The organism is Micromonospora sp. NPDC049240 (assembly GCF_040647835.1).
In the GTDB taxonomy this organism is placed as follows: Bacteria; Actinomycetota; Actinomycetes; order Mycobacteriales; family Micromonosporaceae; genus Micromonospora.
In genome coordinates, this window is the sequence record NZ_JBEZCX010000001.1 from 543,997 (window position 1) to 562,905 (window position 18,909).

The window sequence follows — 18,909 nt, forward strand, 5'->3', positions numbered from 1 at the left end:
GCAAGAAGGCCCTCCCTCATCCCGGTTAAGGGATGAGGGAGGGCCTGCCTCACTGCTGGGCCTTGCTGATGTACGGCCTGGCCTTGAGGTGCTGAACGAACCGGCGGACACCGTTCGCGTTGTTGATGTAGCCGCGACGCTTCATCAGGTCTCGGAAGATGTCCGCCTCGCTCAGGACGTAGCGGAGCATCTCGGCCTTGCCAGCCTCGAAGATGGCCAGCTCCTGCTCGGTCACTGCGACACCAGCTCCTCGATGTCCATCTCCGTCGCCTCGCCCCGCTGGCCATCGCGCAGGCGTATCACGCCCGGCACCAGCTCCACGTCCGGGCCGAGGCCCTGCAGGTGAGTCACCAGCTCGTGCTTGACGGTGAAGGCCCTGTACGGCATGCCCTCGTCGTTGAGAACGACGTAGATGTACGAGCTACGCGCCACCGAGAATCACCGCCTTCGCCACCACGAAGGCCATCGTGGCCACCGTCGACAGCACGGTCAGGCCCATCAGGCGCGACCAGAGCCGCCCCTCGATGAACCGCCCGCAGGCCAGGGCCACCAGGGCGACAGCGGCCAGGGCGAGGATCAGCCAGAGAGTCTGGAGCTGCACTACGCTTCCTCCTTCGGGGTCACCTTGATGATGTTGCGGACGTTGTGGATGGTCACCGGCTTGAGGGGCTCCTGGTACTCCTCGACGTGGTCCGCGAGCACGCCCGGGACGTACTCCCGCTCGTACGGCTTCCGCGCCTCCCAGGTCGGCCGGTTCACCGGGTCGATCGCGAAGGAGAACGGGTCGACGAGCGGGTGCCGGTCTTGCAGCTCCTTCTCGGAGACCACCTCGCCGGTCGTCTTGTGCACGTAGCGGTGGTGCGGCCGGCTCGCCCAGTGCTCGTCGCTCTCGTACGGGTTGATCCGCTTCCCGGTCCGCTTATCGCGGTAGCGCGTGCTCTGGTAGCCCGCACCCCACCGGCTCCCCTGGTCGCGCTGGATCTGCGCCGTCTTGCCGTTGTAGCCGACCAGCTTGCCGAGCACCATCTGCACCGACCGGCCCGACGACTGCGGGTAGACCACCGGATCGCCCGGCTCGATGGTGTTGCCGAGGATGTCGGTCAGGGCCTCGCTCACAGGATCACATCCTCAGCGGCTTCGACGTCGAGCACGCCCTTGTCGAGCATCTTCGACTCGTGCCGCAGGAACTCGGGGCTCTTGGCCTTGACTACGAACGGGGTCAGGCCCTCGACCCGCAGGCAGACGCCCTCGTCGACCATCGAGCCGTCGGTGGGCAGGGCGTTGAGGAAGATGTTGGCCAGCCGAGTGTCGAGCAGGTTGGATACGAAGTCCTCGCCGAGGTGGTAGTCGCTGATCAGCTCGGGCACGGTCTGCAACCCGACCGACTGGCAGAACTCCTTCACCGCCGGCCAGCTCAGGTCGACCTGCCGGCCGTCCTCGTTGACCGTCGTGACCCGGTAGATGTACAGCTCGGCCAGGCCCTCGGGAATCCGGTAGGTGTAGCCCTTCTGGATCGGGGTGTTCGTGTCCGGCACCCAGCCGACGATCTCGCCGTAGACCACGTAACCCTTGGGCAGCAGCCCCGTGAGCCGCGATCCGACCTGGGTGTAGAGGTCGGTGCCGTAGAACTCGCCCTTGGCGAACGGGTTCTCCGGGTCCTTGATGACGCTTCGGGAGCCGTAGACGTACGCCCACTCGGTCTCGCGGACCTTCACACCCAGCTTGCGGGCCGCTCTCTCCAGCCAGCTCAGCTTCCGCTCGACCAGGGTGTGGCCGATCCGCACCGAGGTGCCGTGCAGCTTCTGGGTGATGACCACCTGGTCCTCGGGCTTGATCTGCCCGGCGACCCGGAAGTAGTTCGCCGTGTCGAAGTGCTTCGGCAGCATGAGGTCGTCGACCCGCTGCTTGCGCACCGACTTGACCGCGACCGCACCCCGCGCGCTCGGCACCTTGGCCTCGTACTTCCGGCAGATTTCCTGGCCGTCGAGCTGGTCGAAGGTGTCGCCCTCCTTGAGCTGGCTCACGTCGATCGAGAGGTACTCCAGGCTGGACAGCGGCATGAACAGGGCGTCGGACCGGTGGCCCCGGAACTTGAGCGCCTTGACCCGGCGGTTGTCCTCCAGGTAGCCCTTCTGCGAGGGGTCGACGTTCAGGTTCTCGTGCCGGTGCAGGTTGTTCGAGCTGGCGTACTCCAGGCTGAGCTGGGTCTCCGCGCCGAACAGGATGCCGAGGTCGCCCTCCTGCGTGTCCTTGCTGACGATCGCCTGGTAGCCCAGGAGCGGCACGCCGACGACGTTGTCGCAGTTGGCGAGCTGGTTGATGTGCCGGACGCGCACCACGGTGGCGGCGTAGTTCGGGTTCTTCGGGGGGTTGATCTTCACTCGGTATCCTCTCCTCGGGTTAGGCGCAGAACCAGCCGGGACACCGAGCGCACTTCACGCCGGACCAGGCCATGTAGATGTAGTGGTTACAGTTCGGGTCGGCGTTGTAGAGGTCGTGTCCGCAGAACGCGGTCCGCTGGATCACCGGCAGCGCCGGCCGGGTGAGGCTCGGGCCCGGAGGTCGCTCCTTCTCGCTCACATCATCACGTCCTCGTCGAGCGAGTCGAGGTACGCCGCCGCCTCGTCCTCCAGGTAGTCGGCCGCGAAGTCGTCGATCGAGCGCAGCTCGGTGCCGTACGCCGCCTGGTGGCGGGCGAGCAGGGCCCGGAACTCCGTGCTTCGCGGCGTGCCGGCGAAGCCGTGGGCGAGGTAGGCCCGGCGGATCCGGCGACCGTGCAGGATCTGCGTGCTGTTCGAGCTGACGACCTGGCGACCCCGGAACTGCGGGTACTGCTCGGCCTCCTTGAGCCAGGCAACCACGAGGATGTCGTCGGGGTGGGCGGTGGTGGGCACTCAGTTCTCCTTGCGCATGTATGCGGCGGCCTTGAGCAGGTCGTTGGCCAGCTCCTCGACGGAGTCGGCGTTGTCGAACGGGACGCGAGCCTCGCCAGATGGCAGGCCCAGGACGTGGACAGTGCAGCCCCTGGTCCGGTCTTGCCGGCGGCCCAGGATGACCGTGGGCTGGCAGACCGGGCGGCCGGTCAGCGTGCGGATGGCGAAGCGGACGCTCACGGGGCCGTCCGGCCGTTCTTCTCGAAGGCGGCGTACGTCAGCGGGAACTCGCTGGCGAAGTACATCTCCATGCGCTGGGCGAGCAGCTCGATCTCGTACTGCGGGTGGCCCTTGATCGTGGCGTTCTCGTTGGCGGTGCGCAGGCTGAGCAGGTTCATCAGGCTGCGCAGATTGATGGTGATGTAGCCGGAGGTGTAGACGTTCACCGGCAGGACCATGCGGGCCACCTCGCGGGCGATGCCCTGCTCCAGCAGTCCCTCGTACTCCTGGTAGGCGGCCTCGCTGGCGTGGGCCAGGACGTACTGCACGAGGCCGTCCTGATAGGCGTTGCCCTGCTGGAAGGTGTACGCGCCGGCCCTGCCGACCTGGATCAGCGGTCGCTGGGCCACCGGCCGGTAGAACACGCCATCCATCTGGGTGTACCGGCCCGACGCCTCGCTGATCGAACTGATCCGGTGCTTCGCGAGCTGCCGCATCACGAAGATCGGCACCTCGAAATACAGGGTCATGGCGCAGTGCTCGAACGGGACGCCGTGGCGCTCGCGCATCAGGAAGTTGATGAACCCCTGCCGCGCGGCCTCGTCCATGTCGCCGCCGGTCTTCTTGATGCTGGCCTTGGCCATGCGGATGACCTTGGCGTCGTCGCCCATCTTGTCGTCGAGCTGGAGGGTGACGTCGGAGCGGAACTGGATGTCGGTCATCGGCTGCTCTCCTCGGCGATGGTGTCCAGCTCGCGGTGGAGCTGCTGGCACTCCTTGCGGAGCGCGAAGTTCTCGCGGATCAGGGCGTCGCGGCTGTCCCGCATGTCGCGGACCGCCTTGATGACCCGCTGCATGTTGGCGACGGCCCAGACCTCGCCGATCACCTGCGCCCCCAGGGAGATGCCGACCAGCCGGCCGACCTCCGCGACGACCGCTCGGGCCTCGCCGCCGCGCTCGTTCTCGGCGTAGACGGCCCCCTCGACCGCCTTGAGCGCCGCCTGCAGCTCGCTGCTCACACCATCACCTCGTGCTCTCGTTCGTGGTCCTTCTGGAACTTGCGCTGCCGGTCCAGCTCGGCCTTGGCCTCGCTCACCTTGGCGATGTCGCTCGGCCTGTTCGTCTTGGCGGCCTTGCGGGCCAGCCGGCCGACGAAGTTGCGGGCCTCGCCCACCGCAAACTTGCGCAGGCCGCAGGTGTTGCAGCTCATCGAGCGACGTCCTTTCGGCTCATGCCAGTCAGGTGGAACAGGCCGTTGGGGCAGTCGTTGTAGTAGCGGTTCTCGCGGTTCATGCCGCGCCGGGTGCCGTGCTTGTCGGCGAGCCGGTTCCGCTTGGCCTGGGCTCGGCCGAGTGCCTTACGGGCCAGGTTGCGATCGGTGAACCCTCTCTTGCTGCAGTCGCTGCACCAGATGTGCGCGACGGTGGTCTTGTTGCTCATCTATGTGTCCCTACTTGCCGGCGTACTTGGTGCAGGGGCAGGTCTCCAGGACGCACTTGCCTCGGCTGTTGCCGAGCGCGCTGTGGACCCAGGAGGCGTGCATGCAGTGGGTGTTGGTGCAGAAGTCCTTGGTCGCCTTCTTCGCGCCCTGCGCGTTGGCCAGGAGCAGGCCGGGGCTGTAGAGCTTGACCACCCCGAACTTGCCGTTAATCCCGACCTTCTCGGCGTAGCGGTTGGCCTCGATCCCCGAGGAGAACGGGCCCCAGTTGATGCCGAGCTGGCCGTCGCCGAAGCGGTGGGTCAGGGCGACCCAGTCGCGCATGTCGAGCATCTCGGCGACCTCCTTGATCAGAGCCTTCGCCATGTCGTCTGCGCTCTTGAACTGGTCGCTCTCCAGGATCTCGACGACCTGCTGGACTTCCTCTCTGCGAGGCGTGAGCCTCATGCGCTTCCCTCCAGGTGGGGAGCGGGGCCAGCCGGCGTGCACCGACCCCGCTCACATCATCACGTCAGGCCGTGGGCTTGTAGACCAGGCGCAGCTTGCCGTCGGCGGCGAGCATGGTGGTGGTGAAGTCGCAGGGGGCCAGGTGGCCCTCGGCCCACCACCGGCCGCCCTGCTTGCGGCGGACCGGCCGACCCGTCTCGATCGTCGCGGCGACCACGCTGCCGTCGGGCAGGTCGTTAAGCTCCCGCACGCTCGCGATCAGCACCTCGGCCGCCGGCTCGACCTTCTCGGCGGTCGGCACCTTGTCGAGCAGCTCGCGGAACGTGGCCACGATGCGGTCGATGATGCCGTTGGCGTCCTTGCGGGCCTCGGCGATGTCGCGGCGGATCAGCTTGATCTCGTCGGCCTTGAAGGGGACCGTGAGGCCGTCCTCGGCGAACCGCACGTCGCTGAACAGGCCGGAGGTGACGACCTCGCCGACGTGGCCGGGGTAGACCTTGGCCGCATGGAAGGCGTCGGTCACCACCCTCACCGTGTCGCCCTTGCGGAACTCGACCGGCTCGCCGAGCACGGTGGCCGGCAGGTAGTCGACCAGGTAGTGCGTCGGAAAATCGAACAGCTCCGCCTGGTAGGTGTCCTGGTCGATCTTCTCGAAGACATCGCCGTCCTTGTCGACGAGCTTCACCCCGACCGGCAGGGCGATCAGTTCGTCGATGCTGGTGACGGCGGTCTCGATGGTGTTGGTCCCCACTATGTTGCCCCTCTCGCGCTTCGCTATGTGTTACTAAGACTGTAACACGGTCACATCATCACGTGCAACTTGCAGATCAGGAGCCGGCGACGCCCTTTGCCGGCTCGTAGTGATCGTTCGGCGCGGTGCGCTCCCAGGTCTGCTGGTCGACGCAGACCTCGCCCGTGTCGTTCCCGGCCCGCAGCGCCAGCCGCCAGCACTCCGGGTCGTGCATCTCGACTGGGATCACCCCGGTCTGCTGCATGGTGCAGACCCCCTTGGAGTCGCACCGCGCCACGTAGATCGGCTGCCAGTACGTCCAGTCCCGGGCGGCGACGTGATCCTTGGCGACCACGGTTCCCGAGGTGACGTCCGACCCGCAGCCGGCGAGGGCCAGCATGGCCGCGCCCAGCACGGCGAGCCGCCTCATCGGGCCCCCAGCTCCAGCTCCAGCGTCGCGATCAGGTCGGCCAGCGCGTGCAGGTGCTCCAGCGTGCTGTCGTTGATCACCTCGTACGTCGTGTGCCAACCGTCCATGGCAGTCTCGCTGACGTGCAGGTCGCCGGAGTCCTGGCCCGGCCGGATCACGCGGACCAGCCAGCCTCCGAGCCGCTCGATGGCAGCCGCCTCGTTCGGGAACCGCACGTCGGTCACGACCACGGGCCGCGCCTCGGCCTCGATCTGCCCGATGAGCTGGCGCACCCAGAAGTTCTCGTCCATCGCGCGGATGGCCTCGGTGCCGAGTCGCTGGAGCAGCCGGCGCACCTCGGGCTCCTCCTTCGCCAACTCCCAGGGATTGCTGTCGGGCCGGAGGTAGCGGTGGAACGCCAGCACCTCGGAGAGCCGCCGACCGCTGAACGTCACGATCGGATCGAGCGCCTCGGCTGCCCTGCGGACGTTGTCGGCGAACGAGTACCGGACGTAGCCGTGCTCCTCGATCAGCCGGGCGGCGACGGTGTCCTTGCCGGCGCGCTGCCGGCCGACCATGCCGATGATGGGTCGCTCGCTCATGCCGCCACCCGCTTCCCGGCCAGCACATCGCCCAGGCTGACCAGCTCGCCGCCCGGAACGATGACGCCGTCGATCGAGTACACGACCTGCGGCACCCGCACGATCTCATTGACCCAGTTGATGCCAGCCGCCGTCACCGACCACCAGCCCTCCTTGGACTCGGCCAGGCCCCAGTACGCCAGCTTGTGGAACACGCTGTACTCCGGGCCGGTCAGGGCCAGGTCGACCCGCTTCGCGGGGCCTCCGTGGGCCTTGAGCTTCATCAGGGCGGTCGCCAGAGCCGGGCCCAGGGTGTACCGGACGGTGCCGGGCACACCCTCGTCCTTCTTCGTCGCGCCGCACGCCTCGCACGTGGTGCTCAACCTTGCCTCGCTCTCATTATCACGTCGGATCCTGCGATGGCTGCCATCGTCAGCACCTGGGAACCACCCCGGGTGGACCCCCTTGCGGGGGTTTCGGCTTGTCACTGCGGGAACTCGATGTCCCAGGTGAAGGGGCCGAGGTGGACCGTGGCGACCCGCATCTGCCAGTCGTAGACGAAGCCCAGGCCGATCGCCTTCTTGTTCCTAATCCAGAAGAACCTCATCGGGCCTCACCGCCCTCGACGGACCGGGCCTTGATCAGGCTCTCGGCCAACTCCTCGGCCGCCTCCAGCGCCTTGCCCCAGGTGGAGCCGCCGTCCTGGTGGGTCTGGGCCATCTGGAAGTAGTCCGCCGCCTCCTCGTCCATCAGGTCGCCACCCTGCCCCTTGTCCTCCCGGTGCATCGAGGTGACGCTGCCCAGGAAGTCCAGCAGGTCCATCCGCCCGTGGATCTTGAGCGCGGTGCCGACCAGGCAGCCGGTCTTGACTCGCGGGTCTTCCGGGCTGAGGGCCCTCTCGACCGAAAGAGGCTGGTAGTAGCAGAGTCCGGTCTTGCTGGGGTTGTAGACGAAGCCCTTGCCCTGCGTCTCGACGGCCTTGGCCAGCAGCTCGCGCGCCTTCTCCAGGGTGATGGTCACTCTGTGATCCTCTCTCTCGGTTTCACTAACGCTCACACTATCACGAACGCTCAGATGCGACGGTCCGCGCTGGCCCAACCCAGCAGGGTGGCGAGGTTGACGGCCGCCACCTCGTCCTCACCCTTCCGGATGATCACGCACATTTCGACAGCGGGGCGACCATCCTCCTTGGGCCAGGACCCGGCGTTGTCCAGGTTGTAGCCCTCGACCCGAGCGGTCACACCCTGCTCGTCCGGCTCGTGCCAGTCGAGTCTCACGCCCAGCTCGTCGGCCAGCTTGGCCAGCTCGTCCTGGGAGGTGATCCGGCGCGGCTGGGGCTTGAGCCCGGCACGCTTGATCACCTGCTCCACGATGCCCCGCTCCTCGAAGTCGGCCTCGGCCAGCAGCTTGCTGATCGCCTCGCGCACCTCGTCGGTCATGCTCTCTCGCTCCTCGTCGTCAGGGTTGGGCCCGGCCGGCTGACCGGGCCCGTGTCGCGTCAGGACTGCAGTTCGCGGACCGGCAGCCGGTCGTTGGTGAGGATGGTGTCGGCCTTCTTGGACAGGACCCGTAGGGCCCGTCGCGCCTCCTCGACCGCATAGTGGATCGTGCTGTCCGGCACCACTTGGCGCAGCAGCTCGGTCAGATCCTCGGCGGCCTCGTAGATCCTGGTCTGCTCGGGCGACTTCTCACCCTTGGCGTAGCCGGCGGCGTCGTACGCACCCGACTCCATCAGACCCTTGATCTCCCTGCCCGCCTCCAGGTCGGAGGCGGGGTAGTGGCCGGTCGCCTCGATCCGCTTGACCTCGACCCAGAGGTCGCTGCCCTTGAGGTAGAAGTCGATGACCGTCACGGCGTCACCCTGGTACTCCCCCGGCCGGAGGATGAACACGTCCGCCATGCTGGACTTGGCGACCCGGGCCTGCGCGATAGTGATCATGCGGACACCTCCTGCTCACTCGTGTACGTGGCGACGATTTCCTTGGCCCAGTCGGGCAACAGTTCCTCGTGCTGGTCCGCCCCCCAGAGTCGGACCCCGTCGTCGGTCTGGGACTGGGTGCCGTCCTTCAGCACCCGGGGTCCGCGCAGCGCGACGATCTCCAGAACGCCGTCCCGCCACTCCATCTGCATCTTCTTCGGAGCGAACCGGCGCGGCTGGCTGTCGGTGCCGCACGACATGGGCTCAGCCGGATCCTTGAGATCAAGCCTGACGGTCCGGACGGTCAGGTCGTAGTTCTCGGTGTACTCCATGCTCGCACTCCCTCTGCTCGACGTTCGGATCGTAGTCGCGTGATCAGCGGCTGAGCGACCGCCGGTTGCCGGCGATCCGGCTGCCACCCAGGTCGGCTCGCTGGCCGGCGCTGGTGCCCTGGCCGTAACCAGCACCCACCCGCCGGCTGTAGCTGCTCTTGCGGGTGCTGGAGTAAGCGTCAGCCTTGGCCTTCTGCACCAGCGCGCTGCGGTCGGCCAGCACCAGGTCGACGCTCGGGCCGCCGGTCTGCTCGGCCTGGGCCTGCTGCTTGGCGCGAGCCTCGACCTCCTTGAGCCGGCGGTGCACCTCGCTGCGGAAGCCCTCGACGTAGTCAACCTTCCAGGTTCGCTTGTCGACGAACGACGGCATGGTCCGCCAGTCGATCTCCTGGAACCGCTGGCACTGCAGGAGCATGCTCGTGTAGAGCAGGTCGATGCGCTCCAGGTCGGACTCCATGCCGAACAGGTGTAGCTCGGCCGTACCCTTCGCGGCGCGACGCTTCACGCCGTCGGCACCGAGCGCGGAGGCGATGGCCCAGAGCAGGCGCAGCTTCGACGCGGCGTACGGGGCCGGCACGACGATGATCTTGTCGGCCACCCGGTCGGTCTCGGGGTGCAGCGCACCGAGCATCGCCCGCTCGACGCCGTACTTGGCCATCAGCCGGGTGGCCGCCGCCATGAACGTCTCCGACTCGGTCTTACTGGTGCCCTCGTGCTCGGCCTGGGCCAGCAGCCCTCGGATCTTGCTGAGCATGCCCTCGGTCGCCTGGGTCATGGATCTCCTCTCGAATGGATGGCTGCCATCGTCAGCACCCGGGAACCACCCCGGGTGGACCCCCTTCCAGGGGTTTCGGCTCACAGGATCACGTGTAGGTCAGCGACGAGGCGGGACCACCGGGTAGCGCCTCAGTGCAGCGCCGGCCGACTCGCTCGCGTTCACGGCCTGGACGGTCGCCTCGGCAGCGATGGCGGCGTCCGACCTGCGCCTCGCGTCCTCGGCCAGCGCCTCGGCGTGGTCGGCGTCCCGGGCATCCTCGAACGACTTGCCGGGGTGCCTCTCGTGGAACTTCTGGAGCTGGTCGAGCATCTTGTCGGCGTCGGCGACCTGCCGGTAGCGCATCACCAGCGCCCCGCCGACCAGGCGCAGCTCATCGACGTCGTCGCACTCCCCCGCGTCCCGGTACGCCGTCTCCAGCTCCTTGATGGACATCTTCGCCAGGTTGGCCAGGTCGCGGTCGCGCTGCTCGTCGAGCTGGAGCGCCTCGGCGTGGTCGGACTCCAGCGCCTGCTCGAACGGCTTGCCGGCGTGCCGCGCCAGGAAGCCGGCGGTGCGCGCCTCCAGGAGGGCCAGCTCGGCGGCCTCTCGGTTGCGCACCTCCATCACCTTCTCGGCCAGGAGCATCATGCGGACGTCCTTCGCGTCCTGGGCCATGCGGTGCACGTTGATCAGCTCCTCGCCGGTCATGCCCTCCAGGGCGGCCAGGATGCCGTCGCGCTTCTTGTCCAGCTCCAGCGCCTCCTTGTGCGCCCGCTTGATGCCGGGCGCGTCCTCCGGCGCGAGGATGAACGTCTGGATCGGGGAGTGCCAGAGGGTCCACCCCTCGGTGGTGCGGAAGCGGTACTCCCGCGCCTGGCGGCGGGTGTAGCCGGCCCCGGAGGACAGCCGGGTCTCGGCCTCCAGTACGGCCAGCGTCAGCACGCCGGTCTTGCGGTTGGTGGCGACCAACCCCGGCTCGCGGTTGATGCCCCATCCCTTGAGCTTCTCGGCATCCTCCCGCTCCAGCAGGATGCGGACGGTGATGCCCCTGTTGATGGCCTTCGAGATGTTCGCGGCGTTGGCCTTGCCCTGTGCGGTCATGTTGTGCCCCTCACTGTCGGTCTCTGTTGCGGTCAACGTTACACGTGATGCTGTGATCAGTCAAGCGGTCTCAGGATGAGAAGGTGTACCCGTCGGGGCAAACCACCCGCGTGTCGCCGTCCAGGTAGAAGTCGCACAGCGACCAGTCTCGGCCGCCCTGTCCCGGCTCCTGGGCCAGCGCCTGGGCCCAGCCGAGCGGCACCTCCTGCGGGTCCGCACCGCCCAGCGCGTCAGCCAGGGTCGGCGGCAGCTCCACCCGCGTCGGGGACGGTCGGACGGTCACCGTGTGGGTCGGCTTGTCGTCGGTCGGCTGGCACCCCACCATCACGCCGCCGGCCACGCCGGTCCAGAAGGTGGCGACCAGCAGGAAGGCAGCGCCCCAGGTTTTGCGTCGGGTCATCTTCACGCCCCCACCGCCCCGAGATCGCGCATGATGTTCTCGGTGGCGACGCTCGCCCGGCGGGGCAGGTCGCGCAGCGCCTGAATGCGGTTGCGGTGCGCGTCGGTGCCGTCGAAGTAGTTGCCGGCGTCCCAGGTGGTGGCGTCCAGCCCCTGAATCCTCGCCGTGACGCACGCACCCCGCTCGTCCTGGGCGGCGATGACGTAGCCGTCGATGCCCCCGGCGTACAGGTTGGGCAGCACGGCGAACACCGTGTAACCGTTGATCTTCATGGTCTCCCTCGTCGGTCTCTCAGCGATGGCTGCCATCGTCAGCGGGTGGGCACCACCCCACCCGGACCCCGGTTGCCCGGGGTTTCGGCTCACAGGATCACGTGGTCAGAGCTTGCGCCCATCGATGATCTCCAGCTCGGCACCCTTGGACAGGGCCAGCACCTCCAGGTCGGCTCGGATGCGGTCCCAGACCTCACCGTCGATCACGACGGCGGACGTCTCGCCACCGTGCTTGATGGCCGCGTAGACGGCGGTCCGCACGTCCAGGATCCGGCCCGACGCCCTGCAGGTGATCGCCCGGCTCACCGCGTAGCGCAGAGTCTCGCGGTTCACGATGCGGTCGCGCTCGGCCGGGTCGCCGGTCATCAGGGCCCGCATGATGCTCATGTCTCCACCTCTCGTTGGCTGCCATCGTCAGCACCCGGGAACCACCCCGAATGGACGCCCCGCAGGGCGTTTCGGCATGTCAGGGGATCAGCTTCCCGGCCGGGTACTGGCGCACCGGCTCCATGTAGTCACGGTTCACCGCGACCTGGTTGCGGCCGGCGATCACCTCGGCGACCGGAGCGCGGTACACGCCGACCCGGTATCCGCAGTCCTGCAGGTGGACACCCCACCCACCGAACCAGGCGACCAGGTCCGCGCGGCTGGCGAACGCGAACAGGTGGCGGTCGCCGAAGTCCTGCGACTTCGGGTTGAGCCGCCAGGAGCGGTCGGCCTGCGGCGTCGGGTGGGTCTTCGGGTTGGCGTGCGAGCTGCTCATCTCGCCGTGTCGCGCCATCTGAGCGATGGTCAGGTCCCAGGCGTTGAACCCGTTGTACGGGCCCTTGCCGTTCGACGTCTCCACCCGGTACACCAGCATCGTGCTCATGTGCTTTCCTCTCCGATCACACTATCACATCTGACGGCTTGCCATCATCAGCACCCCGGCACCACCCGGGGTGGACCCCCGTAAGGGGGTTTCGGCTTGTCAGGTCAGCGGCGCGGGGTTGTAGGCCAGGTCGACGTCAACGTTCGGGTACTCGCGCGGCGTCAGGATCTCGGCGATCACCCCGGCCGCCCTTGCCAGCGCCGCCGACGTCGCAACGGCGATCGTCGGGCGAACCGGACCGACCACCGGCCGACGGGCGGCGAAGACTCCCGCCGGGAAGCGCACCGTCACCCGGTATCCCCCTGCCAGGTGCTCGCAGGTGATCGTCGGCTTGGTCGACAGGGGCAGGTCGGCGAAGCTCACAGCTCGACCCCCTGGGCGAGCACGTACTCAGCGGCCGGGATCTCGCGCTGGCCACCCAGGTCGTAGATCGCCAGCTCGCCCCGCTCGTGAGCGTCCCGGCAGGCCGGCACCAGCTCGCTGTGGATCTTCACCACGTCGAGGTAGTACGTGCCGTCGTTGAACCACACCCCGAAGTAGTGGCCGGCGGCGACCACGGCGGACAGCTCACGCCGGACCCAGTCCAGGATCTCGAAGTAGTGGAACTGCCCCTTGATCCCGCGCTGCCCGACCGCGTAGCCGGTGGTCGGCAACTGCACCCCCTGCCTGGGGGTCACCGTGCCCCCGGTCGCCGCCTTGGCCACCAGCTCGTCGGCGATGGCGATGGCGTTGCGCGAAGCTCCAACCCACATGGTGTGTCCACCTTCCAAGGTCACAGGATCACATTGACTGAGATGGCTGCCATCGTCAGCGGCCGGGAACCACCCCGACCGGACACCCCGCGAGGGGTGTTTCGGCATGTCACTCGCCGTCCCGCAGGAACTGCTGCCACCCCCCGGGGTAGTGCTGGTCGATCAGGCCGATGACCTCGTCATCGGTCAGCGACCACGGGTCGAGCTGGTCCGACAGGATCGCCCAGACCTCGTCGCGCGCCTCCTCGAACACGAAGGCCAGTGCGGTCGCGGTGACACCCTTGCTCACGTGCGCTCCTCTCCCCAGGATCACATCATCACGTGGTAATCTGCTCTGACCTGGCTGTCTCGTCAGCGACGGGGCACCACCCCCGCCGGACGCCTCCCGGCGTTTCGACATGCTCACACTATCACATGCTACCCGGCACGTCCATTGCGGACGACAATCCACGTGGTGGCCTGCACGGTCACAGGATCACATCCGATGCGACGGGCGGACACCTGGTAGGCGTGCTCAACCGCCTCATACACCCCGACCCGACCGAGGATCAGCTCCAGGTCGTCGAACCGGTCGCCGCACGCCACTCGCATAGCCCAGACGTCCACCGTCACCGCATCCCGGTCGCCCAGGATGTTCGCGGCAAACCGGCGCACCTTCGGCCCGTTGAGCGTCCCCAGCGGATCGGGAGACATCAGGGCCCGGCGAGCCCGCTGTACGTTCATCCCGATGCACCCCGCCGGTTCCTGGCCATACACCAGGGCCGTAGCTCCAGCGATGTTCCGAGCCCAGCGAGTGCGCGGGGACAGGTGAGCGATCACCGCTGCCACCGCTTCCCGGCTGTAGCCGGTCTGGGCGGACAGGGCTTCCGTGATCACGCCGGCATCGGCGTACCACAGCGCACCCCGCTCCTTGTCGGCGTCGGTCGCCCGACCCCACACGCTCACGATCCGGTCGACCGTGGCGCGGACGTTCGTCCCGAGCGTCCGGAGACGCTCGTCGTGGGACATGATGGTCTTGCTGCCCATGCTCCCGCTCTCACTATCACGTGGTGGCTGCCATCATCAGCGGCCGGGAACCACCCCGACCGGACGCCGGTTTCCCGGCGTTTCGGCTTGTCAGTCGCGCTCAGCCACGAGCGCGTCGTGAGTGAGGCAGTAGTCCGAGCCCTCCAGGGAGGTATTGCACTCCCGGTGGAGCTGTTCGTCGCTGTTGTCGGTCGGGCTGACAAACCCCCCGTGATCGATGCACAGGAAGAACCACGGGACGATGACGCAGTTGGTCTCGTTGGCGCAGGTGGTGCCCGGCAGAGCCGGCGGGGTGGAGGGCGTGCCGCAGCGGGTGCACGCGCCCTTCGGGGAGAACTTGTGCAGACCGCTGGGCCAGGTGCACTGCGTCATGGCGCGCGCCTCTCTCTCTTGCTCACACTATCACGTGTTCGGCTAACGTGCCCGCTCCGGTTCTGACACCGACACCGGCAGTCCGAAGACCCCGGGCGGGCTGGTCATGTTGACCTTTCTTGCTGGTGGGAGCGGGCTGCTGTGTTCACTGCCTCCCGTCCCGCTCCCCTGTGCCGTTCGGCTGTACTGGAGGGTTAAACGACGGCTGATGACCGAAGCCCTCTCAGCGGCCCGATCAGTCCAAAGCGACTGACATCCCCTGTGCCACACAGGAGGGATGCCCCCTGAGCGTGCGGCGCAGGATCATGCACGATCTCATGACCGAGCCGTTTACCCGTTCGGCTGCCTGAGCGACGTGCGCTACCCCCCGGCATCCCAGAGGTCCGCTTCCGCCACGCGCTTGCACACGGGCCGTTCGTTGGTGTTGCTGTCCTGCGGTGTTGCTGTGAGCAGAGCCTATCAGGTCCTGCTCACACTTGCAAGTCCTGCTGTCCGGCCCCTCCGTCCTGCCGGGCCCGTGTTGGTCGACCGCCTGTGCGGTGAGCCTGGGTCCTGCCGTCCAGCGTGGCCGATCCGCGTGGGAGGGGAATCGAACCCCGCGAGCGAAACCCCGGTCAACCGGCCGTAACTGCCCCGGTCCGACGCGAGGGGTTCGGGTCTCGGCTGCCCAGTTGTGCGACAGCCCGCCCTATCTAACTCGCCTTCCCAGAAGGGCCCTTCCGAAGCGGCCCCGCCGTCCCACTTGCAAGAGCTACGTTAGTCGACTCGCTTGCGCTTGTCAACCTGTGACCCTCTGGCGCTTCCGGCCCGGCTGCCCGGCCCGTTCGGCGTTGAACACAACAGTAGGTCACAGCATCACGTGCCGGCACCTCCGAACGGCCCGCGTTCGGCTGACCGAAAGGATGAGTTGCGGAGTGTGCATGGTTGGCTGCGCTACGTGTGCAGCGGCTGCCCTGCTGAGGAAGAAGGAAACGCGCGACGCGTGATACACAACGACGGCACGCTGGTCAAGAGGTGGCGACACATTCGCGTCTCCGCATGTGTGCTGCGCGTCGTGCATGGGATCACCCCGGTGACCTCGCGTTAGGCCGCGAGCGTGGTTCTGAGGGCTTTACGTGACGCGCGTACGGTTGCGCAATCCAGGCATACCAGGACACGTGTGGAGTGGGTCACAGCATCACGTCAGCAGGTACCCCCGTGGGGTATCGCGTGGCCGCTACCCATACCCCCCATGGGTATATACCCGTACCCCCCTGGGGTATCTCGCCCGGTACCCCCGTAGGGTATGCCGCGTACCCCCTGGGGGTATGCCCCCTTGCAGGTCAGGGGCCGCACCGCCATGTCTTAGCGGCTGAGATCGCGCCACGGTTTCCAAGTCGATCTGGGAGGGGGTATGCGCGCCGGCACGGAGACTGAGCCGCTGGTCGCCAGCGCTGAGGGTGACCGTACCACCGCGCTGCGGGCTGCGTGAAAGTGAGACCATCGCCGGATCGCCGAGAGGATCGCTGGGTCAGCCGGCTACCCCGTGGATGGCCCCCTCAAGGGGGGCCTCATCCCCTCGCCGCTGCCCGGCCAACCGGTCGGTGGGCCCCCTCGGGGCCTCATCCTCTTGCCGGCGCAGCTCCTTGCCGCTGCCCGTCAACTTGTTGATGTGACCTACTCCACAGTCATGTTGCCCAGGTCTGAGCTGCCGGCGATATATATACGTAAACAGTTAACCGGCGAGCTGAGAGCCAGTGAGCGGGTTGGGCCCCAGAGGGGCCAACCACCGATCTCCTGCTCACACGTTCACCTGCTAACAGGTTACGCCCCAGAGGGGCGAACAACCGTTGAGCAGCAAGACGGTTAACCAGTAACACAGTATGACTCCCCAAGACTGGGTCCTGGGTCCGCACGTCTCCGGGCATACGCGGCCGGGACCGTCACACATCCACGAGGGGGGAGCTGGAGTGCCCGGTTGGCAGAACAGCGACCGACGAGCCCAGCTCCCCCCGAACTGGGATGCAATCCGCCGAGCCGTCCTGCGGGACGCCGGCAAGCAGTGCGAGCACCGTAACGACTACGGCGTGCGGTGCAAGGAGATGGCGGTCGACGTCGATCACATCATTCCCGGCAACGACCACAGCCGCTCGAACTTGCGAGCACTGTGCGAGTGGCACCACGACAAGAAGTCCGGTGCAGAGGGTGCGGCGGCGCGAGCCGCTGCGATCCGCCGGACCAGCAAGAAGTTCAAGCGCACGGAGACCCACCCCGGCCTCCTGTGATCAGCGCTCCGGGCACCACCCCGTTGAGCGCGAGAAGGTGCGGGCGTCGCCCCCTTCTCCGGGCCCCTGTCCTGCCCCCTCTCCCGGGACAGGGGCCCATCTGACGTCCGCACTCAGTTGGAGGTACCCCCGTGCAGGCTGGCGACATCGCCCTCGTGCGAACAGGTGGCCTGATCGGCCGGCTGATTCGGGTCGTGACCCGATCCCGCTACAACCACATCCGGCTGATCCTCGACGAGCACGGCTCGTGCATCGAGGCCAACCCGACCGGCTGTGAGTACGGCTTCGTCCAGCCGGGCGACGTCATCGTGATCGCACCGCTGCTCGACGGTGAGCGCGACAAGATCGCCGACATCGCCAAGGAGATCCTCGGGACGCCGTACGGCTTCCTCGACGTGGTCGCTCTGGGCCTCAGCCAGTTCGGCTTCAAGCCGCGCTGGGCCCGGCGGCGCATCGAGAACCCCGAGACGCTGTTCTGCTCGCAGCTCATCGACTACGCCTGGAAGCACGTCGGCTACGACGCCTTCCCCGCGACCGAGTGCTACGACGTCAGCCCCGGCGACCTCGGCGACCTGGCGTTCGTCCACGGCTGGCCGATCGAAGGAGGGCCGAGCATGCGCGACGTGATCTGGAACTGATGACGCTGTCCATCCGCCTGCTGGTCTTCGGGCACCTCCTGGAGCTGGACTTCGGCAAGCCCGAGGAGCAGCTTCAGGAGGTGCCCGAAGACGACCACGAACACCCGGTGGGCCAGTACCTGTAGCCCTCCCCCGAGGCGTAGTTCAGTTGGTAGAGCGCGGGGCTCATAACCCCGATGTCCCTGGTTCGAGTCCAGGCGTCCTCGACATACACCACCCGGTTCCCCTCGTGGGGCCGGGTTTCTTCATGAGCACCAAGGAGCCCCCATGGCCCGCATCACCCTTCCCGTGAAGCCGGGGACCGGCGGGACCGGGGGCTCCGGCCTCGGCTTGCCGGCGACCAGCGTCCAGGTGGTCAACCTCAACGCGACCACCACCTGGTACCGCGCCACGGTTGCCTACTCGCAGGCCGACTCGAACGTCGACCAGATTCAGTTCTTCGCCGGCAACCCCGGCGGCGGGGCCGCCCTGAAGATCACCTGGTGGAACGGCAACAACGAGCTGCGCAACGCCGCGTCGACCGACCAGCGCGTCGCCCATCGGGTCTACGAGGTGCACGAGTCTGCCGGCCAGGGTCGCTCGAAGAAGCTGGTCTGGGAGGTCTCGACCAACCCAGCGGACCCCGCTCTGCGGACGACCATCGCGGGCGTCTACGGCACCGGCCACGCGACGATGCCGGGCTACCTGGTAGCCCCCTTCGGCATCGACGCCCCGAACCTCAAGCCGACCGCCTACCAGGCGCTGACGCTGGGTTCCGGCATCACCGCCTCCGGCGACCCCTACGAGTCGCCCGGAGCGCGAGGCGAATACCCGGACATCACCCGGCTGTGCGGCTCGATCGAGATCCCGGCCAACACATCGGCCGGCTCCACTCTCTTCACCGTGCCGACGGGTCTTCGGCCGCTGACCAAGACCAAGAAGATCAGCGTTCGCACCACCGGCTCGAACATCGCCACCGTGCTGTTCATCAACACCGCCGGCCAGGCGAGCTTCAACATCTCGTCCGGTGCCAGCGCCGGCCAGCTCGGCCTCGACGACATCACGTTCTCCCGCTGACAGGAGGTGACCGACATGGGCGTTCGCGGCCCCATCCCGAACCGCGAGGACGACCTGGCTCGTCCGCGTGAGCGGAAGGGTGGCGACGTCCAGTCGGTCACCAAGGGCGAAGCCCGCCCCACCAAGGTGCCGAACGCGGACCGCAACTGGCACCCCATCGCCCAGAAGCTCTGGGACTCCGTCAAGGAGTCCGGGCAAACGGACTTCTACCAGCAGTCCGACTGGGCGGTCCTCTACAGCCTCTGCGACGACCTGTCGCACTTCAAACGGTCCTCCAAGCGCTCCTCGCAGATGGCTCAGGTCATCTACTCCTCGCTCGGCAACCTCCTCGTCACCGAGGGGGACCGGCGGCGCGCTCGCATTGAGCTGAGCGAGCCCGAGGAGGAGCAGAAGCCGGCGGCGGTCTACGCCATCGAGGACTACCAGCACCTCCTCGATGCCGCCAACTGAAGGA

The 18,909-nt window shown here is 67.5% G+C and carries 37 protein-coding genes, 1 tRNA gene and 8 other RNA genes; 6 read left to right on the forward strand and 40 right to left on the reverse strand.

Annotation, left to right across the window (positions count from 1 at the left end; genetic code table 11):
- Positions 1-49: 49 nt before the first annotated feature.
- The 40 genes from AB0B02_RS02670 to AB0B02_RS02865 form a co-directional block, all read right to left on the reverse strand.
- Complete coding sequence (locus AB0B02_RS02670) at positions 50-235, reverse strand: hypothetical protein (RefSeq protein WP_357295008.1); 186 nt, start codon at positions 233-235, stop codon at positions 50-52.
- On the reverse strand, positions 232-387 hold the full coding sequence (locus AB0B02_RS02675; RefSeq protein ID WP_357295013.1) for a hypothetical protein: 156 nt from the start codon (positions 385-387) through the stop codon (positions 232-234). Before AB0B02_RS02675 ends, AB0B02_RS02670 begins: the two co-directional genes overlap by 4 nt.
- Before the next feature lie 34 nt (positions 388-421).
- Positions 422-601 (reverse strand): hypothetical protein, encoded by a 180-nt coding sequence (locus AB0B02_RS02680; protein WP_357295017.1) that lies wholly within the window; start codon positions 599-601, stop codon positions 422-424.
- Positions 601-1,116, reverse strand: a complete 516-nt coding sequence (locus AB0B02_RS02685; RefSeq protein WP_357295022.1) for a hypothetical protein — start codon at positions 1,114-1,116, stop codon at positions 601-603. The genes AB0B02_RS02680 and AB0B02_RS02685 overlap by 1 nt, the downstream gene beginning before the upstream one ends.
- Positions 1,113-2,381, reverse strand: a complete 1,269-nt coding sequence (locus AB0B02_RS02690; protein ID WP_357295027.1) for an RNA ligase family protein — start codon at positions 2,379-2,381, stop codon at positions 1,113-1,115. Before AB0B02_RS02690 ends, AB0B02_RS02685 begins: the two co-directional genes overlap by 4 nt.
- Before the next feature lie 195 nt (positions 2,382-2,576).
- Complete coding sequence (locus AB0B02_RS02695) at positions 2,577-2,894, reverse strand: hypothetical protein (RefSeq protein ID WP_357295033.1); 318 nt, start codon at positions 2,892-2,894, stop codon at positions 2,577-2,579.
- Positions 2,895-3,113, reverse strand: coding sequence for a hypothetical protein (locus AB0B02_RS02700; protein ID WP_357295037.1), 219 nt, complete (start codon positions 3,111-3,113; stop codon positions 2,895-2,897).
- Positions 3,110-3,814, reverse strand: a complete 705-nt coding sequence (thyX, locus tag AB0B02_RS02705) for an FAD-dependent thymidylate synthase (protein ID WP_357295048.1) — start codon at positions 3,812-3,814, stop codon at positions 3,110-3,112. The genes AB0B02_RS02700 and thyX overlap by 4 nt, the downstream gene beginning before the upstream one ends.
- Positions 3,811-4,110 (reverse strand): hypothetical protein, encoded by a 300-nt coding sequence (locus AB0B02_RS02710; RefSeq protein ID WP_357295051.1) that lies wholly within the window; start codon positions 4,108-4,110, stop codon positions 3,811-3,813. The genes thyX and AB0B02_RS02710 overlap by 4 nt, the downstream gene beginning before the upstream one ends.
- Positions 4,107-4,301, reverse strand: a complete 195-nt coding sequence (locus AB0B02_RS02715) for a hypothetical protein (protein WP_357295057.1) — start codon at positions 4,299-4,301, stop codon at positions 4,107-4,109. The genes AB0B02_RS02710 and AB0B02_RS02715 overlap by 4 nt, the downstream gene beginning before the upstream one ends.
- Complete coding sequence (locus AB0B02_RS02720) at positions 4,298-4,531, reverse strand: hypothetical protein (protein WP_357295060.1); 234 nt, start codon at positions 4,529-4,531, stop codon at positions 4,298-4,300. The genes AB0B02_RS02715 and AB0B02_RS02720 overlap by 4 nt, the downstream gene beginning before the upstream one ends.
- Positions 4,532-4,541: 10 nt before the next feature.
- Complete coding sequence (locus AB0B02_RS02725) at positions 4,542-4,976, reverse strand: hypothetical protein (RefSeq protein WP_357295065.1); 435 nt, start codon at positions 4,974-4,976, stop codon at positions 4,542-4,544.
- Between the two features lie 64 nt (positions 4,977-5,040).
- On the reverse strand, positions 5,041-5,727 hold the full coding sequence (locus AB0B02_RS02730; protein WP_357295069.1) for a hypothetical protein: 687 nt from the start codon (positions 5,725-5,727) through the stop codon (positions 5,041-5,043).
- 76 nt (positions 5,728-5,803) lie between these two features.
- Positions 5,804-6,136, reverse strand: a complete 333-nt coding sequence (locus AB0B02_RS02735; RefSeq protein ID WP_357295076.1) for a hypothetical protein — start codon at positions 6,134-6,136, stop codon at positions 5,804-5,806.
- Entirely contained in the window at positions 6,133-6,717 is a 585-nt protein-coding gene (locus AB0B02_RS02740; RefSeq protein WP_357295080.1) for a hypothetical protein, read from the reverse strand. Before AB0B02_RS02740 ends, AB0B02_RS02735 begins: the two co-directional genes overlap by 4 nt.
- A complete protein-coding gene (locus AB0B02_RS02745; RefSeq protein WP_357295084.1) occupies positions 6,714-7,079 on the reverse strand; it encodes a hypothetical protein in 366 nt (121 codons plus the stop codon). Before AB0B02_RS02745 ends, AB0B02_RS02740 begins: the two co-directional genes overlap by 4 nt.
- A gap of 34 nt (positions 7,080-7,113) precedes the next feature.
- Positions 7,114-7,178, reverse strand: an RNA gene (locus AB0B02_RS02750) — hammerhead ribozyme type II.
- 2 nt (positions 7,179-7,180) lie between these two features.
- A complete protein-coding gene (locus AB0B02_RS02755; RefSeq protein ID WP_357295087.1) occupies positions 7,181-7,303 on the reverse strand; it encodes a hypothetical protein in 123 nt (40 codons plus the stop codon).
- The gene (locus tag AB0B02_RS02760) at positions 7,300-7,716 is read right to left on the reverse strand and encodes a hypothetical protein (RefSeq protein ID WP_357295091.1); all 417 of its coding nucleotides are present in this window, start codon (positions 7,714-7,716) and stop codon (positions 7,300-7,302) included. Before AB0B02_RS02760 ends, AB0B02_RS02755 begins: the two co-directional genes overlap by 4 nt.
- Before the next feature lie 50 nt (positions 7,717-7,766).
- On the reverse strand, positions 7,767-8,135 hold the full coding sequence (locus tag AB0B02_RS02765; protein WP_357295093.1) for a hypothetical protein: 369 nt from the start codon (positions 8,133-8,135) through the stop codon (positions 7,767-7,769).
- Between the two features lie 59 nt (positions 8,136-8,194).
- Entirely contained in the window at positions 8,195-8,635 is a 441-nt protein-coding gene (locus tag AB0B02_RS02770; protein WP_357295098.1) for a hypothetical protein, read from the reverse strand.
- Positions 8,632-8,946, reverse strand: a complete 315-nt coding sequence (locus tag AB0B02_RS02775) for a hypothetical protein (protein ID WP_357295102.1) — start codon at positions 8,944-8,946, stop codon at positions 8,632-8,634. Before AB0B02_RS02775 ends, AB0B02_RS02770 begins: the two co-directional genes overlap by 4 nt.
- A gap of 43 nt (positions 8,947-8,989) precedes the next feature.
- The gene (locus AB0B02_RS02780) at positions 8,990-9,721 is read right to left on the reverse strand and encodes a DUF2786 domain-containing protein (protein WP_357295106.1); all 732 of its coding nucleotides are present in this window, start codon (positions 9,719-9,721) and stop codon (positions 8,990-8,992) included.
- A 16-nt stretch (positions 9,722-9,737) separates the two neighbouring features.
- An RNA gene (locus AB0B02_RS02785) (hammerhead ribozyme type II) lies at positions 9,738-9,802 on the reverse strand.
- Between the two features lie 18 nt (positions 9,803-9,820).
- Positions 9,821-10,804, reverse strand: coding sequence for a hypothetical protein (locus AB0B02_RS02790; RefSeq protein WP_357295109.1), 984 nt, complete (start codon positions 10,802-10,804; stop codon positions 9,821-9,823).
- Positions 10,805-10,874: 70 nt separating this feature from the next.
- Positions 10,875-11,204 (reverse strand): hypothetical protein, encoded by a 330-nt coding sequence (locus AB0B02_RS02795; protein WP_357295113.1) that lies wholly within the window; start codon positions 11,202-11,204, stop codon positions 10,875-10,877.
- Positions 11,205-11,206: 2 nt separating this feature from the next.
- Entirely contained in the window at positions 11,207-11,476 is a 270-nt protein-coding gene (locus AB0B02_RS02800) for a hypothetical protein (RefSeq protein WP_357295116.1), read from the reverse strand.
- A 23-nt stretch (positions 11,477-11,499) separates the two neighbouring features.
- An RNA gene (locus AB0B02_RS02805) (hammerhead ribozyme type II) lies at positions 11,500-11,566 on the reverse strand.
- 15 nt (positions 11,567-11,581) lie between these two features.
- Positions 11,582-11,863 (reverse strand): hypothetical protein, encoded by a 282-nt coding sequence (locus AB0B02_RS02810; protein WP_357295124.1) that lies wholly within the window; start codon positions 11,861-11,863, stop codon positions 11,582-11,584.
- A gap of 12 nt (positions 11,864-11,875) precedes the next feature.
- Positions 11,876-11,940, reverse strand: an RNA gene (locus AB0B02_RS02815) — hammerhead ribozyme type II.
- 2 nt (positions 11,941-11,942) lie between these two features.
- Positions 11,943-12,347 carry a hypothetical protein gene (locus AB0B02_RS02820; RefSeq protein WP_357295128.1) on the reverse strand — a complete coding sequence of 135 codons (405 nt, stop codon included), beginning with the start codon at positions 12,345-12,347 and terminating at the stop codon, positions 11,943-11,945.
- A gap of 31 nt (positions 12,348-12,378) precedes the next feature.
- An RNA gene (locus AB0B02_RS02825) (hammerhead ribozyme type II) lies at positions 12,379-12,444 on the reverse strand.
- A 2-nt stretch (positions 12,445-12,446) separates the two neighbouring features.
- Positions 12,447-12,710: a hypothetical protein gene (locus AB0B02_RS02830; protein ID WP_357295131.1), complete on the reverse strand. Its 264-nt coding sequence runs from the start codon at positions 12,708-12,710 to the stop codon at positions 12,447-12,449.
- Positions 12,707-13,099: a hypothetical protein gene (locus tag AB0B02_RS02835; protein WP_357295136.1), complete on the reverse strand. Its 393-nt coding sequence runs from the start codon at positions 13,097-13,099 to the stop codon at positions 12,707-12,709. Before AB0B02_RS02835 ends, AB0B02_RS02830 begins: the two co-directional genes overlap by 4 nt.
- A gap of 40 nt (positions 13,100-13,139) precedes the next feature.
- Positions 13,140-13,206, reverse strand: an RNA gene (locus AB0B02_RS02840) — hammerhead ribozyme type II.
- Positions 13,207-13,208: 2 nt separating this feature from the next.
- Positions 13,209-13,388 (reverse strand): hypothetical protein, encoded by a 180-nt coding sequence (locus tag AB0B02_RS02845; protein ID WP_357295143.1) that lies wholly within the window; start codon positions 13,386-13,388, stop codon positions 13,209-13,211.
- Positions 13,389-13,436: 48 nt separating this feature from the next.
- Positions 13,437-13,498, reverse strand: an RNA gene (locus AB0B02_RS02850) — hammerhead ribozyme type II.
- 18 nt (positions 13,499-13,516) lie between these two features.
- Complete coding sequence (locus tag AB0B02_RS02855) at positions 13,517-14,125, reverse strand: hypothetical protein (RefSeq protein WP_357295148.1); 609 nt, start codon at positions 14,123-14,125, stop codon at positions 13,517-13,519.
- A gap of 21 nt (positions 14,126-14,146) precedes the next feature.
- Positions 14,147-14,213: hammerhead ribozyme type II (locus AB0B02_RS02860), an RNA gene on the reverse strand.
- Positions 14,214-14,215: 2 nt separating this feature from the next.
- Positions 14,216-14,497: a hypothetical protein gene (locus AB0B02_RS02865; RefSeq protein ID WP_357295154.1), complete on the reverse strand. Its 282-nt coding sequence runs from the start codon at positions 14,495-14,497 to the stop codon at positions 14,216-14,218.
- A 2,081-nt stretch (positions 14,498-16,578) separates the two neighbouring features.
- Here AB0B02_RS02865 and AB0B02_RS02870 point away from each other — a divergent pair.
- From AB0B02_RS02870 to AB0B02_RS02895, 6 genes are all read left to right on the forward strand, one after another.
- On the forward strand, positions 16,579-16,761 hold the full coding sequence (locus AB0B02_RS02870; protein WP_357295158.1) for a hypothetical protein: 183 nt from the start codon (positions 16,579-16,581) through the stop codon (positions 16,759-16,761).
- Positions 16,762-16,892: 131 nt separating this feature from the next.
- On the forward strand, positions 16,893-17,399 hold the full coding sequence (locus AB0B02_RS02875; RefSeq protein ID WP_357295164.1) for a hypothetical protein: 507 nt from the start codon (positions 16,893-16,895) through the stop codon (positions 17,397-17,399).
- The gene (locus AB0B02_RS02880) at positions 17,399-17,524 is read left to right on the forward strand and encodes a hypothetical protein (RefSeq protein WP_357295168.1); all 126 of its coding nucleotides are present in this window, start codon (positions 17,399-17,401) and stop codon (positions 17,522-17,524) included. Before AB0B02_RS02875 ends, AB0B02_RS02880 begins: the two co-directional genes overlap by 1 nt.
- Positions 17,525-17,532: 8 nt before the next feature.
- A tRNA-Ile gene (locus AB0B02_RS02885) sits at positions 17,533-17,606 on the forward strand.
- Between the two features lie 60 nt (positions 17,607-17,666).
- Complete coding sequence (locus AB0B02_RS02890; RefSeq protein WP_357295176.1) at positions 17,667-18,455, forward strand: hypothetical protein; 789 nt, start codon at positions 17,667-17,669, stop codon at positions 18,453-18,455.
- Between the two features lie 15 nt (positions 18,456-18,470).
- Positions 18,471-18,905: a hypothetical protein gene (locus AB0B02_RS02895; protein WP_357295182.1), complete on the forward strand. Its 435-nt coding sequence runs from the start codon at positions 18,471-18,473 to the stop codon at positions 18,903-18,905.
- Positions 18,906-18,909: the final 4 nt, after the last annotated feature.

Coding starts and splice junctions, on each gene's coding strand:
- AB0B02_RS02675 (WP_357295013.1), bottom strand. CDS start 387: ATGCCGTACAGGGCCTTCACCGTCAAGCACGAGCTGGTGACTCACCTG.
- thyX (WP_357295048.1), bottom strand. CDS start 3,814: ATGACCGACATCCAGTTCCGCTCCGACGTCACCCTCCAGCTCGACGAC.
- AB0B02_RS02715 (WP_357295057.1), bottom strand. CDS start 4,301: ATGAGCTGCAACACCTGCGGCCTGCGCAAGTTTGCGGTGGGCGAGGCC.
- AB0B02_RS02720 (WP_357295060.1), bottom strand. CDS start 4,531: ATGAGCAACAAGACCACCGTCGCGCACATCTGGTGCAGCGACTGCAGC.
- AB0B02_RS02725 (WP_357295065.1), bottom strand. CDS start 4,976: ATGAGGCTCACGCCTCGCAGAGAGGAAGTCCAGCAGGTCGTCGAGATC.
- AB0B02_RS02735 (WP_357295076.1), bottom strand. CDS start 6,136: ATGAGGCGGCTCGCCGTGCTGGGCGCGGCCATGCTGGCCCTCGCCGGC.
- AB0B02_RS02740 (WP_357295080.1), bottom strand. CDS start 6,717: ATGAGCGAGCGACCCATCATCGGCATGGTCGGCCGGCAGCGCGCCGGC.
- AB0B02_RS02755 (WP_357295087.1), bottom strand. CDS start 7,303: ATGAGGTTCTTCTGGATTAGGAACAAGAAGGCGATCGGCCTGGGCTTC.
- AB0B02_RS02765 (WP_357295093.1), bottom strand. CDS start 8,135: ATGACCGACGAGGTGCGCGAGGCGATCAGCAAGCTGCTGGCCGAGGCC.
- AB0B02_RS02770 (WP_357295098.1), bottom strand. CDS start 8,635: ATGATCACTATCGCGCAGGCCCGGGTCGCCAAGTCCAGCATGGCGGAC.
- AB0B02_RS02775 (WP_357295102.1), bottom strand. CDS start 8,946: ATGGAGTACACCGAGAACTACGACCTGACCGTCCGGACCGTCAGGCTT.
- AB0B02_RS02780 (WP_357295106.1), bottom strand. CDS start 9,721: ATGACCCAGGCGACCGAGGGCATGCTCAGCAAGATCCGAGGGCTGCTG.
- AB0B02_RS02790 (WP_357295109.1), bottom strand. CDS start 10,804: ATGACCGCACAGGGCAAGGCCAACGCCGCGAACATCTCGAAGGCCATC.
- AB0B02_RS02795 (WP_357295113.1), bottom strand. CDS start 11,204: ATGACCCGACGCAAAACCTGGGGCGCTGCCTTCCTGCTGGTCGCCACC.
- AB0B02_RS02800 (WP_357295116.1), bottom strand. CDS start 11,476: ATGAAGATCAACGGTTACACGGTGTTCGCCGTGCTGCCCAACCTGTAC.
- AB0B02_RS02810 (WP_357295124.1), bottom strand. CDS start 11,863: ATGAGCATCATGCGGGCCCTGATGACCGGCGACCCGGCCGAGCGCGAC.
- AB0B02_RS02820 (WP_357295128.1), bottom strand. CDS start 12,347: ATGAGCACGATGCTGGTGTACCGGGTGGAGACGTCGAACGGCAAGGGC.
- AB0B02_RS02835 (WP_357295136.1), bottom strand. CDS start 13,099: ATGTGGGTTGGAGCTTCGCGCAACGCCATCGCCATCGCCGACGAGCTG.
- AB0B02_RS02855 (WP_357295148.1), bottom strand. CDS start 14,125: ATGGGCAGCAAGACCATCATGTCCCACGACGAGCGTCTCCGGACGCTC.
- AB0B02_RS02865 (WP_357295154.1), bottom strand. CDS start 14,497: ATGACGCAGTGCACCTGGCCCAGCGGTCTGCACAAGTTCTCCCCGAAG.
- AB0B02_RS02870 (WP_357295158.1), top strand. CDS start 16,579: ATGGCGGTCGACGTCGATCACATCATTCCCGGCAACGACCACAGCCGC.
- AB0B02_RS02880 (WP_357295168.1), top strand. CDS start 17,399: ATGACGCTGTCCATCCGCCTGCTGGTCTTCGGGCACCTCCTGGAGCTG.
- AB0B02_RS02890 (WP_357295176.1), top strand. CDS start 17,667: ATGGCCCGCATCACCCTTCCCGTGAAGCCGGGGACCGGCGGGACCGGG.
- AB0B02_RS02895 (WP_357295182.1), top strand. CDS start 18,471: ATGGGCGTTCGCGGCCCCATCCCGAACCGCGAGGACGACCTGGCTCGT.